This window comes from Agrobacterium sp. LR_9 (assembly GCF_041954855.1).
Taxonomy (GTDB): domain Bacteria; phylum Pseudomonadota; class Alphaproteobacteria; order Rhizobiales; family Rhizobiaceae; genus Agrobacterium; species Agrobacterium leguminum.
This window is the reverse complement of sequence record NZ_JAVAYA010000010.1, coordinates 13759-28894: the sequence shown is the minus strand read 5'-3', so window position 1 is coordinate 28894 and position 15136 is coordinate 13759. Positions and strand designations below refer to the sequence as shown.

At 56.3% G+C, this 15136-nt stretch carries 13 protein-coding genes and 1 pseudogene; 10 read left to right on the top strand and 4 right to left on the bottom strand.

Going from position 1 to position 15136, the window contains the following annotated elements; translation table 11 throughout:
- Positions 1-63 precede the first annotated feature (63 nt).
- The 6 genes and pseudogenes from RAC79_RS13380 (at position 64) to RAC79_RS13355 (ending at position 5166) form a co-directional block, all read left to right on the top strand.
- Positions 64-918, top strand: coding sequence for a pirin family protein (locus tag RAC79_RS13380; RefSeq protein ID WP_374997099.1), 855 nt, complete (start codon positions 64-66; stop codon positions 916-918).
- Positions 919-1188: 270 nt separating this feature from the next.
- On the top strand, positions 1189-2307 hold the full coding sequence (locus RAC79_RS13375) for an NAD(P)-dependent alcohol dehydrogenase (RefSeq protein ID WP_374997098.1): 1119 nt from the start codon (positions 1189-1191) through the stop codon (positions 2305-2307).
- Between the two features lie 44 nt (positions 2308-2351).
- Positions 2352-3431: an MBL fold metallo-hydrolase gene (locus RAC79_RS13370; protein WP_374997097.1), complete on the top strand. Its 1080-nt coding sequence runs from the start codon at positions 2352-2354 to the stop codon at positions 3429-3431.
- 124 nt (positions 3432-3555) lie between these two features.
- Positions 3556-4250, top strand: a pseudogene (locus tag RAC79_RS13365) (aldehyde dehydrogenase family protein).
- A complete protein-coding gene (locus tag RAC79_RS13360) occupies positions 4186-4359 on the top strand; it encodes an aldehyde dehydrogenase family protein (protein WP_374997096.1) in 174 nt (57 codons plus the stop codon). The pseudogene RAC79_RS13365 and the gene RAC79_RS13360 overlap by 65 nt, the downstream one beginning before the upstream one ends.
- A 288-nt stretch (positions 4360-4647) precedes the next feature.
- Positions 4648-5166 carry a hypothetical protein gene (locus tag RAC79_RS13355; RefSeq protein WP_374997095.1) on the top strand — a complete coding sequence of 173 codons (519 nt, stop codon included), beginning with the start codon at positions 4648-4650 and terminating at the stop codon, positions 5164-5166.
- A gap of 243 nt (positions 5167-5409) precedes the next feature.
- On the opposite strand, the gene RAC79_RS13350 is transcribed toward RAC79_RS13355, so the two are convergent.
- Positions 5410-6309 (bottom strand): LysR family transcriptional regulator, encoded by a 900-nt coding sequence (locus RAC79_RS13350; protein WP_374997094.1) that lies wholly within the window; start codon positions 6307-6309, stop codon positions 5410-5412.
- 407 nt (positions 6310-6716) lie between these two features.
- Here RAC79_RS13350 and RAC79_RS13345 point away from each other — a divergent pair, with 407 nt between their 5' ends.
- The 3 genes from RAC79_RS13345 to RAC79_RS13335 all read left to right on the top strand — a co-directional run bounded on the left by RAC79_RS13345 (position 6717) and on the right by RAC79_RS13335 (position 8098).
- On the top strand, positions 6717-7310 hold the full coding sequence (locus tag RAC79_RS13345) for a nitroreductase family protein (protein ID WP_137005977.1): 594 nt from the start codon (positions 6717-6719) through the stop codon (positions 7308-7310).
- A gap of 189 nt (positions 7311-7499) precedes the next feature.
- Complete coding sequence (locus RAC79_RS13340; RefSeq protein ID WP_374997093.1) at positions 7500-7808, top strand: type II toxin-antitoxin system RelB/DinJ family antitoxin; 309 nt, start codon at positions 7500-7502, stop codon at positions 7806-7808.
- Positions 7805-8098: a type II toxin-antitoxin system RelE/ParE family toxin gene (locus RAC79_RS13335; protein ID WP_374997092.1), complete on the top strand. Its 294-nt coding sequence runs from the start codon at positions 7805-7807 to the stop codon at positions 8096-8098. Before RAC79_RS13340 ends, RAC79_RS13335 begins: the two co-directional genes overlap by 4 nt.
- Positions 8099-8369: 271 nt before the next feature.
- Here the strand turns inward: RAC79_RS13335 and RAC79_RS13330 are convergent, their stop codons facing one another.
- The 3 genes from RAC79_RS13330 to RAC79_RS13320 form a co-directional block, all read right to left on the bottom strand.
- Entirely contained in the window at positions 8370-10907 is a 2538-nt protein-coding gene (locus RAC79_RS13330) for an autotransporter outer membrane beta-barrel domain-containing protein (RefSeq protein WP_374997168.1), read from the bottom strand.
- Between the two features lie 1508 nt (positions 10908-12415).
- Positions 12416-13045 carry an alpha/beta fold hydrolase gene (locus RAC79_RS13325; RefSeq protein ID WP_374997091.1) on the bottom strand — a complete coding sequence of 210 codons (630 nt, stop codon included), beginning with the start codon at positions 13043-13045 and terminating at the stop codon, positions 12416-12418.
- A 137-nt stretch (positions 13046-13182) separates the two neighbouring features.
- The gene (locus RAC79_RS13320; protein WP_374997090.1) at positions 13183-14076 is read right to left on the bottom strand and encodes a DMT family transporter; all 894 of its coding nucleotides are present in this window, start codon (positions 14074-14076) and stop codon (positions 13183-13185) included.
- A 143-nt stretch (positions 14077-14219) separates the two neighbouring features.
- Here RAC79_RS13320 and RAC79_RS13315 point away from each other — a divergent pair, with 143 nt between their 5' ends.
- Positions 14220-15107, top strand: coding sequence for a LysR family transcriptional regulator (locus RAC79_RS13315; RefSeq protein WP_374997089.1), 888 nt, complete (start codon positions 14220-14222; stop codon positions 15105-15107).
- Positions 15108-15136: the final 29 nt, after the last annotated feature.

Genomic DNA, 15136 nt, shown 5'->3' with positions numbered 1-15136 from the left:
TCACTGCACATCCGTTGACAGAGCGGACAGGTTTCACCTCTCAACTTCACGAGGGCAGCAAGGATGTTTCAGAGGTCCATCGACAACGTTACAACCACACCGCCTCTCGGCCCCGGCTTTGCGGGTGAGAGACACAAAGCAGCCCTCGTCGTCGCACCGGGAAATTTTTCCGCGACCGACCCGTTCTTCCTGATGGCGGACGATCACGTGACCGGCGAGGGGCAATTCGGCGAAGCCCACCCTCATGCCGGCCTGGAGACCGTCACGTTCATGCTTCACGGCACCATGGAGGATGCCGGAGGACGCCTGGTCGAAGGCGACGTGGAATGGATGACAGCCGGAAGCGGTATCGTGCATTCGGAAGATGCCCGGGTTTCTGCAGGTATGCGTTTGTTTCAGCTATGGCTCGTTCTTCCCGAGCGGGCGCGCAACATGGCACCGAGGGTACAGATCCTGAGACGTGAGGAGATGCCGGTACACCGCGGTCACGGCTTCGAGGCAACGGTCTACAGCGGTCGTTCGGCAGACATCATTGCGCCAGCGAAGAACGCGGTGCCGGTAAGCCTGGTCGATATCCGACTCGATGCCGGAGCCGAGTTCGAACAGTTGCTGCCGTCGTCCTACAATGGTTTCGTCGTGGTCATCGCCGGCGAGATTGAGGCTGGCGCAGGAAGGACAGCTCTCGCCGAGGACAAAGTCGGCTGGACCCGTCCGGTGGCGGTTCACGGTGACAGTTTCATGAGGCTGAAGGCGGGGAAGGGCGGTGCTCGGGTGCTTTTGTATGCAGGTCAGCCGCAAAACATCAACGTCGTTGCGCAGGGTCCTTTCATCGCGGGCTCAAAAGACGAGCTTGCCGGCTACTACGCCGCATACCGAAAGGGAGAGTTCCCGAATGCCGGCGCGATGAGGCCTGTTTGATCCGCATACCCAGCCGCGTGAAGCCGCAAAGGGTTTCACTATCAGCAACCCGACGTTCCACAGTTGCCCTCTTTTTCAGCCTGACGGCACAGGTATTCTCAGGAACAGCAGCGCGAAAAACGGACTGAAAAAACCAGCTACTTCATCGCCGTGACGCTCGTTATCCGAAAATCGAGCGGATCGTATCGAGCTCTTGCAAACATGGATCGTGGCCGGTCCGTGAACGGGGTCGCGCGGCCCACATCAGAAATCAGCCCATGGAGAAAAAGGATGACCCAATTAGCGACCGCAGCGGTACTCGAAGAAAAGGACGGCCCTTTCATTCTTCGGGAAGTGAAGCTTGAGGCTCCGCGCCCCGACGAAGTGCTCGTTCGCATGATTGCTACGGGTATTTGCGCGACCGATGCGCATGTCAGGCAACAGTTCATGCCAACTCCGCTGCCGGCGATCCTAGGCCATGAAGGTGCCGGCATCGTCGAAGATGTCGGATCGGCTGTATCACATCTGAAGCCCGGCGATCACGTCGTTCTTTCCTATCACTCCTGCGGTCACTGCAAGCCCTGCATGTCTTCCCATCCGGCCTACTGCGACCACGTCCGGGAAACGAATTTCGCTGGCGCCAGGCTCGATGGAACGATCGGCGTTACAACGCCCGACGGCAACAGGCTCCATGCGCATTTCTTCGGCCAGTCCTCATTCTCTACATATGCGCTCGCTCACCAGCGCAATGCCGTCAAGGTCCCGGACGATGTTCCGCTCGAACTGCTCGGACCACTCGGTTGTGGCTTCCAGACCGGTGCCGGCTCGGTCTTAAAAGCCCTGGATGTGCCGGTCGGCGCTTCGATCGCGATCTTCGGAGTGGGGGCGGTGGGACTGGCTGCGATCATGGCTGCCCACGTCGCCGATGCGGCAATCATTATCGCCATCGATGTCAATGCCGAACGGCTGAAGCTCGCTTACGAACTTGGCGCGACGCATTGCGTCAACCCGCGTGAGCAAACCGATGTTACCTCGGTGATCAGGGGTATCGCTTCTCGCGGCGTCGAATACGTTCTCGACACGAGCGGTAGGAAGGAGAACCTCGACGCCGGCATCGGCGCTCTTGCTCCGATGGGGCAGTTCGGTTTCGTCGCCTTCAACGACCATTCGGGCGCGGTTGTCGACGCATCCCGGCTCACGGTGGGGCAAAGCCTCATCGGGATTATCCAGGGCGATGCCATTTCCGGCCTGATGATTCCGGAACTGGTCGGCCTCTATCGAAACGGTCGTTTCCCTTTCGACAGGCTGCTCACCTTCTACGACTTCGACGACATTAACGAGGCGTTTGACGATGTCGCGGCGGGGCGCGTGATCAAGGCCGTCCTGCGCTTTCCCCCGCAAGCCGCTTAACCACCCACTTTCTTTCGATATCGCGAACATTGAGGATTGAGCAAATGTGCGACCGACACCAGAAGCTGATCAGAGCGACCGACGAGCCAAACTTTTTCGGGATCGACCATTACGGCTTTCCGGAGGCCGGGGAGCACCCGGCTGATCCGCCGGGATATTATCCTGAGTATTTCTCCTCCGAACGCTTCCAGAGGCTCGGCTACCATGTCGAGGAGCTTCGTGGCGGCTTCTATTGGGTCACCAGCGGTGGCTATGACGCGGCCTTCGTCGTGACCAATGACGGTGTCGTCGCCATCGACGCACCGCCGACGATCGGTGAAAACATGCTGGCCGCCATCGAAGACGTCACGGACAAACCGGTAACGCATTTGATCTACAGCCACTGGCACACCGATCACATCGGCGCCGCCTCTGTTTTCGGACCGAATGTCGAGATCGTCGCGCACGACATCACCAGGGAATTGCTAGAGCGGTTCCCCGATCCGAACCGACCGGTGCCAACCCTGACATTCGACAAGGATCGTCAGCTTGTCGTCGGCGGGGTGACGTTGGAACTGTCCTACAAGGGCGAGAACCACTGCCCCGGCAACATCTTTATCTATGCGCCAACGCAAAAGGTGCTGACCGTCATCGACATCGTCAGTCCAGGCAGCGCCACGTTCATGCATTGCGACGCATCGCAGAATATTACCGGCTGGTACGAAGCACAGAAGCAACTGATGGAATATGACTTCGATTTCCTCGTGGCTGGCCATCATATGAAGTACGGGACGCCAGATACGGTCGCAGCTTCAATCGAATATTTCCAGGACGTTCTCGACGGAGCACAGGCAGCCGTGGATCGCTTCAGCCGATCGGATGCGCTCGTAAGCATCCTGGAGGGCGCCGGCTGGGACAAAGTGTTTTCAGGCACCGAGAACTGGATCAATTCGATGGCCAATTTTGCCACGAAATACGTCCTGGAAAAGAAGAGCAGCAATGGCCAGCTCTGGTCCGAGCGGCTTGCCGGCGTGACGACCCAGACGAAGTACCACGCCTATACCGTGCTGGAGTCTATCCGCCTGGAAAGGCCGCGGCCGAATTATCGCTTGCGGGGCGAAAATCCGCCACCGTTCCTGACCTGACCGGGATCGTCCTCCGGCACACCTCGAAATCGAGTGGGCATAGCATTACCCTGTTGTGTCCGGAGGCCGCCCATGAGCGCGGGCCGGATCTCGCGCGCCCTTGCGACATCAGAAAGACTAGTCAATGACGACGTTTTCCGCACATAACTGGATCGACGGCACCTTTGTCTCGTCTTCCAAACACGGCCGCTCCATCGATCCAGGGACATATGAGACGATCGGAGATTATCCGGACGGCGGAGCGGCCGCGCACTCTGCCATCGAAGCCGCGAAACGCGCATTCCGCGCAACCGCCTGGCGAGACGACACTGATATCGACGCCATGCTACCGGCTCTCGAAAATGCACTGACCATCTTTGCCGGCCAGTTCTGTAGGACGGGCTCGCGGCTGCTGGTACGGAGTTCAATCTACGAACGGGTCCGCCACGGCCTCGCCGAAAGGCTGCGTGCTGTCAAAGTCGGACCGGCATCCGACCCGGCGAGCGATATGGGGCCACTCATCGACAAGGAGAGCGTCGCCCGTGTCGACAACGTGGTGAAAAATGCGCTGTGAAGGGCTGCAGCTGCGGTCGTTCGAGGAGGGCCCGTGAAAGAAGGCCCTTTGGCGAAAGGTGCTTTTTTTTCCGTCCTTCGATGCTGGAGGTCTCCGACAATAGCCTGCCGGTCGTACAGCAGGAAACATTCGGTCCTGTGATCACCATCCAGCGGTTCTCAGAAGAGCGGGAAGCAGTCGTGCTGGCAAACGATAACGATTATGGCCTGTCTGCCTCGATCTGGACGCGGACCTGGATCGCTCGTACGGGTCGCACATGCGCTTGAAGCGGGCAGCGTGTTCATCAACGACTGGGCCAGGGTGTATGACGGGACGGAGGAGGGTGGATTTAAGCAATCCGGTCTCGGCAGGCTGAACGGAAAAAGCCGCCATTGAGGACTTTATCGAATACAAACACATCGCCCTTAAATCTGGCTTGCTTCCATAATTGGAGCTGGTCGGTCAGAAAACTTCCTCCAGGCAGGCTTCTGGTGCTGGAGCTTTAACGGAAGTTTGCATTCGGTCGTGTTGCGTAATTTCCACTTAATGTTGCCAATCCAAATTCGCAGATCGATGGAGATGTCTCACCAACTCGGTCGGCATCTCCCGAATGGGATACGGGACTTCTGAAAGGATAATGATTTGCAGGACAGAGTTGACACCTTGAAGCAGACGGAAAGAGTTATGATGGATGCGATACATGCAGCTATCAGCCAAGCGGCAGTGGAATCGGAGGCTGCATTTCAGTCAGGTGAACCACGAGCCACTGCCCAGACTTACTTCGCGGACGTCGCCATGCGTCGACTGTTTTTGCACCTGTGTGGTGCGAATGCGGATACGGCCAAGGGTGGTGATCCAGACCACGCGTGGGACATACTCTATGTGGGGCGCGGTGTGGCCCGGTATTGGGAAAAAGAACACGGAATTCTGTCGAGGCGCCGAAAGGCAGAGAGCCATGCAGAGCTCGAAAGGGAGAGACACGAGAAATCTACTCTTACGCAAAGCGCTCAAAAGCTCGCAACTGACACCGCCATCCGCGCGCTGATCGAACATGCGAGCATTTCCGACCCAGACCTGCGTGATCGCTTGGTGGCGACGGTTGAAGCGCGTGCCAGCGTCACCGATCCACTTTCGCAAGTCGAGCAGGATTTCGCCGATTTGGCGAAAGTCTCGATCGTCCGCCTTATTGGCGCGGTCACTTGAAAGCCATCGGCAATACGGAGCCATCGCCCGTTATCCGGTCAAGAGCGTCTGGTGCTGCGGTTCTCATCGCAGGATCGCGACCTTCAAAGGGCGTTAGGATTACGGCAACCTGGGTTTCTCAGACTTAGAGTGGTTGGTCCTAAAGGTGCAGTGTCTTGAAATCCCGGGGCAGGCATCATACTCCGATGCCGGCCGAAGGGGGCATCCACCCCATCAGTTATCGAGCTCGACGAGTGGCAGTCATTACAACTCACGTTCGAATTTCTCATACAGGAAGTTTACCAGCGCGCGCACTCGAGCGATGCCTGCGCGCGCTGGTGGCATCAATATGTGCAAATCTGCTCCCGCGTGAGTATAGCCTGGGACGACGACTTCCAGCTCACCTCTGGCAAGCGACTCTTGAACCATGAAGAGGGGCAGCACCACGATACCAATTCCGCCCCGAGCGGCGGCAAGCATCATTTGACCGTTGTCTGTGCGAAATTGTGAGTTAACGCGGACTTGTTCCCATCCATCCGGACCTTGAAAACGCCAGCTGACCGTATCGAACGAGTAGAGTATGGCGTTGTGCGCGGCCAGTTCAGCGGGCTTTGAGGGTCGCCCTCTGGCTTCCAGATAGGATGGACTGGCGACGACAGCCCAACGTACCTTTGCAAGTTTTCTCGTAATCAGAACCGAATCCGGGATGCTTCCGATCCTTACCGCCAAGTCATACGCTTCGGCGACAAGATCCGGCTGACGGTCTTCAAAGCGGACGTCGAAATGGATCCTTGGGTGGAGGAGGGCGAACTCTGCCAACAGCGGAGCGAGACAGAACTCTCCGAAAGCGACGGGAACCGAAACTCTAACCTGACCAGATGCTTCGGTCGTCGACCTTACAACCATCTCCTGCGCTGATTCCAGTTCGGCCAACCCAGATGCTGCTCGTACATGATACTCACGGCCGACGTCTGTAAGGGTTGTTCCCTTTTGGGAACGTGTGAGGAGCGTTGCGCCTAGAAAATTCTCCAAACGACTGACGCGGCGACTGACGATCGATTTAGCGATCCCCAAACGACTAGCCGCACCAGCGATACTACCAGTTTCGACCACCCGAATGAAGGAGATCAAGTCCAGGATCTCGACAGATTCAGGTTCCGCCATTAGCAACTCCGAACTCCAGTAAACGCGGCTACTGCAACACTGGGTGCACGATATTGTCAAGTCTTCCAATTCGTCCGGCGCTCACACTGACGTCCTACAGCGTCCCCTACAGGTCGAGCTGAATAAACGAACCGAGCAAGTTCCGTGGTTGGTAAAAATCGCTGTCCGCCGTCGCCCTGGAAACCGAGCAGTATGGGTGCAGCGGCTCAGTGGAGCGTTGCCGCATCGACCTCACCTCGCCGGATCGCATAACGCTGCATAGGGTGCTGGCATCGTTCTTTTTTCCGCAACAATGGGTTTCGCTTTGGCAGCCTATTTCTCCAACGATTGAGGTCGCATGATTGAATTGATAGAAAAGCCAGGAGAGAAAATTGGACCTCCCAACGCAAAATCCCGATAGCCGCAGTATGACGGTGCAACTTCTTGCAAAACGTCGGACGCAGTATTTTCTGGGCAAAAACATCGCGTTCTCTGACGAAGAGATTGATGCACTTATTCGCGAGGCGGTTCGCCTGTCACCTTCAGCCTTTAATTCGCAAAGTTCGCGCGTTGTGATCCTGCACCGCGATGAAAATCAGAAACTCTGGAACATCGTAAAATCGGAGTTGAGTCATATCGTTGAAGGAGAGGCGAAGATGCACTCCTTCAGAAAAATCGATAGCTTCGCTGCTGGAGCAGGCGCAGTTCTTTTCTTCGAGGACCGAAATGTGGTCAGGATATTACAAGATCAGTGGCCTTTGTACGCTGATCACTTTCCAGATTGGTCCGAGCAGGCCTCCGGGATGGCGCAACTTTCGGTCTGGATCGCGCTTGCTGGCGTGGGTATTGGAGCCAGTCTCCAGCATTATAACCCGCTGGTTGACGCAAAGATCAAAAGGCATTGGGACATACCGGAGACATGGAGGTTACGCGCGCAGATGCCGTTCGGCTCGAACGAGGCACCTTTTCCCGCAAAGACAATCATCTCCGATGGTGACCGCTTCCGAAGCTTCTTTCGCTAGACCTGCGGGAAAGAACCTATGCCTCTTTATTCAGTGTATTCATTGAGTTAGGAGAATTGAAGCGTAGGCCCAAGGTTCACATCCTTTCAAGAGCATTTGAGCGCCGAGAGCGGATTATTCCGGCACAAAACTGCATCTGGAAAACGTCATTCAATTGCATTACTATCTCTGAAAATGTAGGAGATAGTCATGGCTGCAAACGCTCTTGTCCAAACACGCATTGATGCCGAAGTTCGGGATCGGGCTTCGGCCGTGCTTGAAAGCATGGGACTCACGGTATCTGATGCGGTTCGTATTATGCTCACCCGGACTGCTAACGAAGGGGCGCTACCTCTTGAACTTCTTTCTGGGAGTGAAACACACGATGCCTGGTTTCGGACCAAGGTGCTCGAAGCGTTAAATGATACTCGGTCGGATTTAACAGACGACGAGGCCGAGGCGCACTTTGCCAAACGCCGAGCGGCGGCCCGCCTTAAAGTGGGTTCGAAAGAATCGTGAAGCTTACTTGGTCGGCGTTTGCGCTATCGGATCGCGACGCCATCTTCACGTATATTGAGGCAGATAATCCTGCGGCCGCTATTCTCATCGATGAGCGGATAGTATCCGCCGCCCGTCGCTTGCTCGACTTTCCTGCCAGTGGGCGCTTGGGTAGAATCGCCGGTACACGCGAACTCGTCATCAACGGTACACCTTACGTCGCCGCCTACGCCATTACCGAGACGACAGTTCGAATTCTTCGCGTACTCCATGGCGCGCAGGAATGGCCAGAGTATCTGCTGCAAAACTGATCAACCACAGTCGAACCGGACCGACCAGTATCAACACTGCCGATCGATCCCGCGGCGTTTCGTATGGTCCGTTGTGCAAGCGCGCAATCGGTCCGTCAGCATAGCGCTATCTAAACCCACCCTGATGAACTGCTCGCGATGGCCAGAATTATCGGCTTCCGGGGCAGATTCGGAGTATCGGTCCGATCTATGAATTTTCGATCACGGGTGCCGATATCGTCGACGTTCAATACATCGACACGTCCTGGAATGGTCCGATACCGTAAGCCTTTTACCACTTCACGCGTAGGCCCACCTGTCCCTTGACGGAGTAACTGTCGCCGAAGTCATTCAGGCTGGTCTGAACCAGAGCTTCGCCATAGATCGAGTACTTGTCGTCGTCCCAGCTATAGGTTCCTCCGAGCCCCAGGCCGCCCCATATACGATCATCTCGGTTGGTGAAGCTCACGCCCTGGACATTGACACTCGTCCCTTCAAGAAACTCATAGTAGAGATTGCCAATGCCGTAGACGTGAGTGCGATTGAGCAGCCCCTCGTCATTCCGCCGCGAACTTTCATGGTCGAGGGTCACACCGAGACGGCCTTGCAGACTTTCGCCACGGTCGAGGCTGACACGGGCGCCGAATGCATCGGTAAACGCGTTGAAGTCGACATTGGAATAGACCAGCTGGGCCTGCGGCGTGATGGACCAGGCTGGATCGATGGCAATGCGCTTGCCGCTTTCCAACGACAGTGTGTAGCCAAAACCGTCATTGTTGTCGGTGAGGTTCGTACGGGCAAGGAGAGAGTCGAGATCGCTCGTGTACCAGGTCATTTGGGCCTGCCCGTCCAGATACAAGCCACTCTCGCCATACCAGGTCAACGTCCCGCCAAGACCGTAACCTTCCGTGCTGATCTCACCATCGCCGTAAACAGAACCGCTGTCGGTTTTGCCATGGGCGTAATGGACTGTGAACCCGCCAATCAGCATGCCGCTTTCCGTTTCTGTCAACAGCCCATCAATACCGGCCTGAAGCTTGAAGACATTCTGGTCGTACTCGGTGCCGGAGGCGGAGAAACGCGGCTCAATGTGGTTATGTACGCCTTCAATGCGACCCCATACACCATTTCCTTCGACCGCAACGCCTGCTTCTTCGGGAGTGACATAAGGTGTGCCGACAGACGCGCCATTACCGGCCCAGAAACGATTACCGACACGTTGCTGCAAGGTTGGCAGACCGTTCAGACCCAGCAATGCCCGGGGGTATGCCTCGTAGGTCGGAACACCGGCCTGGTAAAGCGGAGCAGTCGGCGCCGGATTCGACACGGTCAATTGCGAACGCAAATACCAGTTGCCATCATTCGGTGTTGAAGTGCCCCCCTGATAAAGCTGATAGGCGTAGGCGCCTGCAACGACCGCCTGCCTGTCGCCGATCGTGTAATCGCCAATGAGCGAGAACGAACCGCTGGAAGCACCGTTCACTTCGATGATACGGATACCTTCACTGGTCTGCGCACCCGTGCCTCCGACGTTATTGACGACGACATTAGTCGTGCCCGATGTGTCGCCATTGACGATGACCATATCCGTCCTGGAGTTGTCGTCACCAAGAGCAACATCGAACAACATCTGTCCGCCATTGCCGTTATAATTTCCACCGATGACGACAACATCGCCGACAGCATCATCTACCGTGGTGATGGTTCCGGCGTTGGCCACATCGCCGCTGAACGAATAGACCCCGGTTCCATTGCCCGTTCCGACTAAAGTGGACGTTGAATCAATCGTCATATTGCCGTCGAAGGCGAGTGATGTCATGCCGTCAAGTGTGGAATTGTTGTTCAGGAACACACCGGTCGTTGCTTCGTCCGGTTCGCCGACATGCCATGTGCCGTCGTCGATCGACAGATTGGCACCATCCAGATTGACAACTTCCCAATTGATGATCCTGCCGCCATTCGTGGTCGCTTTCACACCGCGAAGCGTAAGCGTATCGATCATGCCGTCGGCAACCGAGGTATCATCGCCGCCATCAAGAACCTGCGAACCATCAAAGGCCGATGCGCTTACCACAGCTGTATCGGATCCGTCTTGACCGTAGAAGCCGCCAGCCAGAGTGCCGCCCGTCCAGGTGAACGTATCATTGCCTTCATGGTTTGTGACACCGTCGTTGCTTCGAATGTCGTCTCTGTCGTCACCGAAAATATTACCGGTATAGGTTCCGCCAGCCAGATTGAAGGTGTCATCGCCGAGGCCGAGGATCGCATCACCGGTTACGATGCCAGCGCTGTTAACGGCGACATTCCCGCCAATCGTGTCCGATGCAATCGGGTTACCCGCAACGCCGCCGTCACGAATGGCTGTTCCGGACGTTGCCGTGACCGTTGCAGAAGCTGCGATATCGATCATCGAGCCGTTCGCTGCAATCGTTTGAATACCCGCGCCCGCGCCGCCACTCACCGTACCACCGACACTGACCAGCGAGGCGCCCGTACCCCTATTCGACGCCAGAATGCCGGTTCTGCCAGCAATAGAACCCGCCGTCTGTCTTACAGTCAGATCCGAGGCGCTGCTGGCATTACGCGAATAGACGCCGTAGTCACCGGAGGCGATCACATCGCCGGACAGTGTAACCGTTGTGGAGCCGGTTCCCGCATTGTCTGCGAAAACGCCATAGGTGCCGCCTTTGACGGTTCCGGAGGTCTGGCTTACAACGATACTGTCCGCTGTGGCCGCGTTATAAGCGTAAAGTCCAGCGCGTACGATTGCCGTGGCATCGCCGGAACTAATGATCGTCGTTGAGCCGCTACCCTGGTTATTGGCATACATGCCGAACCAATTGCCGGAGATCGATCCCGCGGTCTGGGTAAGAATCGTATCTGTCCCGGCTATGGAATTGTAGGCATAGACACCAAAGGTGTCGTTATTTGCCGCGCCAGTCTGGGTCTGGTTGATGATCCCGGCTGTCGTGATCGAGATAGCGCCGGCCGCCCAATTATCGGCGCGGATGCCATGCGTATAACCGGTGATCGTGCTACCGGCTGCCTGGGTAATCGTGATGCCTGTCGCGTTAGAGAAATTTTGCGCCCATATACCGTTTTCGGCTACACCGTCCACATTGCCGGCGACACTAATTGCGGTCGCTCCAAATCCCCGATTGGTCGTGAAAATTCCGTTATCCGCGCCAAAAATCGTCCCGCCCGTCTGGCTGACGGTCAGGTCTGTTACGAAGCCGTCATTGGAAACATAGACACCATTACCGATTGTCCCAATCGCCGTGCCTGAGGAGGTGACCGTTGTGGGACCTGTACCGGTATTGATGACATAGATACCGTCAATGCCGGTGATGTTTCCATTCGATGTTATTTCAACCGCGCCGAAAACATCATTGATCGCCAAAATACCCTGCCCACCAGAGGACGTTATGGAGGACGCATTTCCGTCCGTTATGGCGATCCCTCCGATGGTCTCGACTCTGATAGCTTCCCCAGAGGCTGACAAACCAAATCCTGGTTGTGTGACAACCGTTACGGGCGCGGAGGAAAAGATCACCGCCGACGGATCGCTCCCTGTGGCAGCGCCGGAACAGCTCCAGGTTCCAGGGCCAGCGGGATCGCAGCTACCTGCCAGCGATGGCGAAGACCAAATGAGCACCGATGTAACTGCCGCCGCCGAAACGACGGACAAACTTTCAAACGACAGTACCAAACGCGCTTCACAAGGCGCTATGCCACCGACGATCCCCTTACACTTCCCCACTCGGCCGCCACGGATGAGCGTGTTATTTGCTCGATTTGTATCAGAATTATCGAAGTAAGACCCACCCCCGCTAGATGGACGCTTCTCGAAAAATGCTGCAGGTGCGGTCACTCACGGTCCCCATCTTCCGTCCCGAAAAAGCTGAAGAGTGCTTCTCGCGGAACCATCTCCCCGAATCGAATTCGCCCAACGGTTGTTCCAGATGATTGAGATCTATATATTACTAAAATATAATCAACGGTGAACTCGAAGTTGCGTAACCGTTAGAAGACTGGACCGACGCAGCCGAAATGGTTGGTGGTCCGCATCCAGCGGCACCTGGCGTATTAATTTAGGGTGTCGTGGGTCCACACTACTCTTTGCAGCGTTAACCATATAGGGAACCGCCACCCCAAATCCGCTTCGGTTATGTTAACCGTTGGTAAACAGGGGCGACAGGACGGACCAACGACGTGGGCTTTGTGTTGGAGAAACACTGGGAGCGGCTGCTTAAGGAAATCGCGGCCTGCGAAATGGCAGTTCGAGAGATTGAAACCGATCTCCGACTCATCTAAGCCGAAATCAGGCAGAAATTCCACTTATCCTAGCTGTGCAGATTTCCCGAGCCACCTCTCATACATGCTGTAGCGATCAGCGCCGACCTTTTCGGTAAGCTTTTCGACGACGTTGGTCAGGTTCTCGAATGTGTAGGAAAACTGGGTATGGTCCGGTGCGTCACTCTGGCCATAGCCGGGATAGTCGGGGGCAATCACGCGGTAGCGGTCGGCCAGCAGCGGAATGAGGTTGCGGAACATATGGGACGAGGTCGGAAATCCGTGCAGGAGAAGGAGCACCGGTGCGTCCTTGGGACCGGCTTCACGATAGAAGATGTTCACGCCATCGATCACAGTGTTTTTGTACTGAATGACGGGAACGGCCTTCGCGGCGATGACTGGGGTGTTCGGCACGCAGCGGGCTTCAGCTGCAACGGGTGAGATGGCCGCGAGAAGTGCGACAGTGGCGAGCAGATGCTTTTTCATGATGCTTTCCTTTTTCCAGATTGGGTGCCGATCCACATCAGCGCCTCTGGAAAAAGGACTAGCATCGCCGGTCTTCGGACCTGGGATAAATAAGGGTAAAAAGTTGAACAGTTGGCCGTCGAAGGACTCACAATGAGCAGCGTGAATGGCTCGATCCAAACGAAAGCCGATCCATTGAAGCAGCCTCATGGGAGGCTCTCCACGTCTGCGGTTCTTTGAACGACCGATAGTTATGACGATCAGAGAGAGTGTTTTTGCGATAAAATCAGCGTGATAGGTTCTTCGGTTTGCCGGTTCTGGGTTCGATTCCTATCAAGGCGCATCCTTTACGGCCTAGACGTCATCCACACGCCGACTAGAGTTATCACCAGCCCGCTCAGCATCATCAACGTCAGAGGCTCCGAAAACAGCATCCATGCCCACAGCATTGTAACTGGCGGGCTGAGGTAGATGGCCGCGCTGACCTTTGCTGCTGGGAAGAGCCGAAGGCTGGTGTAATACACCGAGTAGGCTAGGAACGTCGCGATCAGCACCAGCCAGGCCATGGCGAGAGCGAATTTCTGCGTGAGAGGAGGCACAAGGCTGCCTTGCATGGACGCGCAAAGCCCGAACAGAACCGCGCCCGTCAGCATTTGGACACAGAGACTTTGATGGACCGGCATGCCGCTCGTCGAGTTCCTCCTGTTCACAACAGAGGCGAGAGCGAGGATCAACATTGATCCAACCGTGAGAATATAGGCCCAGGCCGGAGCGGTGCCTATACCGAGGCTGTCAAAGGATACGATCAACACACCTGAGACTGCGATTGCGGTCCCTTGCCACTGTCGTGTCGTCAAGCGCTCACCGAGGACGGGTTGCGAGAGGGCAGCAACAGCAAGCGGAAGGAGGTCGGCGATGAGTGCTACCAAACCGGTTGGCACTTTCTGCTCTATGGCGAGCGCGAAACCGCCCAGGTACAGAAAAACCGCCATGAACCCGAGCAACGCTTGATACCTGACTGCAGCTAGCGACATTCTGGGACCAAAGGCCAGCGCGAACGGAAGTAAGACCAGTCCGGCCAGCAGGGTGCGCCAGAAGAGCAGCAGCATGACGCTTGCCTCCTCATTCGCATATCGGATCCCCACGAACCCGGAGCTCCAGCCAACGATCAGAAGGGTGGCCAATAGCGGCCACGAACAAAGGCGGTGATGTTGGCCCTTAATGCCTTCGAAAAAATTCATTGTGCCTCGTACATGCAGCTACGTTCCAGGATTAACGAGCCGACATCGCAATGCCGCATGACAAATGTCGATGATGCCATGACATTCGTTCTGTATCTGTCATACTGTTAGGATCGCCCTGCAACACTGACGCGGATGTCAGGATGATCGAGATCAACAGTCGCCGTTTGGAAATTGACGCACTGCGGGCAATGCGCGCGATCAAGCACCACGGCGGAATCACCAGGGCAGCGGCTGCCTTAGGACTTTCGCAATCGGCCGTCAGCCACAAGATCCGGCGACTTGAGTTGAATCTTGACTGCGAGTTGCTCTCGCGCCGAACAGGCGGCCCAGTTTTCACCACAGCTGGTCAAGAGCTCCTGGACTATGCGAACAAGATACTAGACCTGCACGATGAGGCTTTGCGGAGCCTCGCGAAGACGCCACTCGCGGGCCGACTGCTGCTGGGTTTTACAGAGGATACCGCTTGCAGCGACCTTGCACGCGTACTTGGACGCTTCAAAAAACTGCACCCGAATGTGGCTGTTAAGACGAAGGTTCGAATGAGCCTTGTCCTCCGCGGCATGCTGGAGCGTGCCGAGTTGGACGCCGCAATCGTTCAGATTTTTGATCATGAAGTGAGGCCCACGGATGTTGTTCTCTACAATGAAGCTCTTCGCTGGGTAAGCCACCCCGAGCTAGAGCTCCGACGCGAAGAGCCAGTCCCGTTCTTGTCCTTCGATGATGACTGCTTTTACCGGAAGTGGGCGCTTGATGTGGGGCGGGATGATGTCGTTCTGGAAACGGTTTTTGAGTGCTCCAGCTCGGCGGGTATTGTCTCTGCGGTCAATGCCGGGATGGGAGTCGCATTGTTGAGCGATCGTCATATCAGCCGCAACATGCGCCTCATCTCCGATCGCTTACCCGCACCCCCTTCGCTTGCCTATGTTGTACGGCGGGCACGGAAGGCGCGGAACCCGGCTCTTGATAGCCTCATCGCTGAAATACAAGCCGAGGTTGGGCGTCAGGGAGGACTGGCGTTGATTGGCTAAGTTCGACTGGGTTCGGCTTGATGCCACCA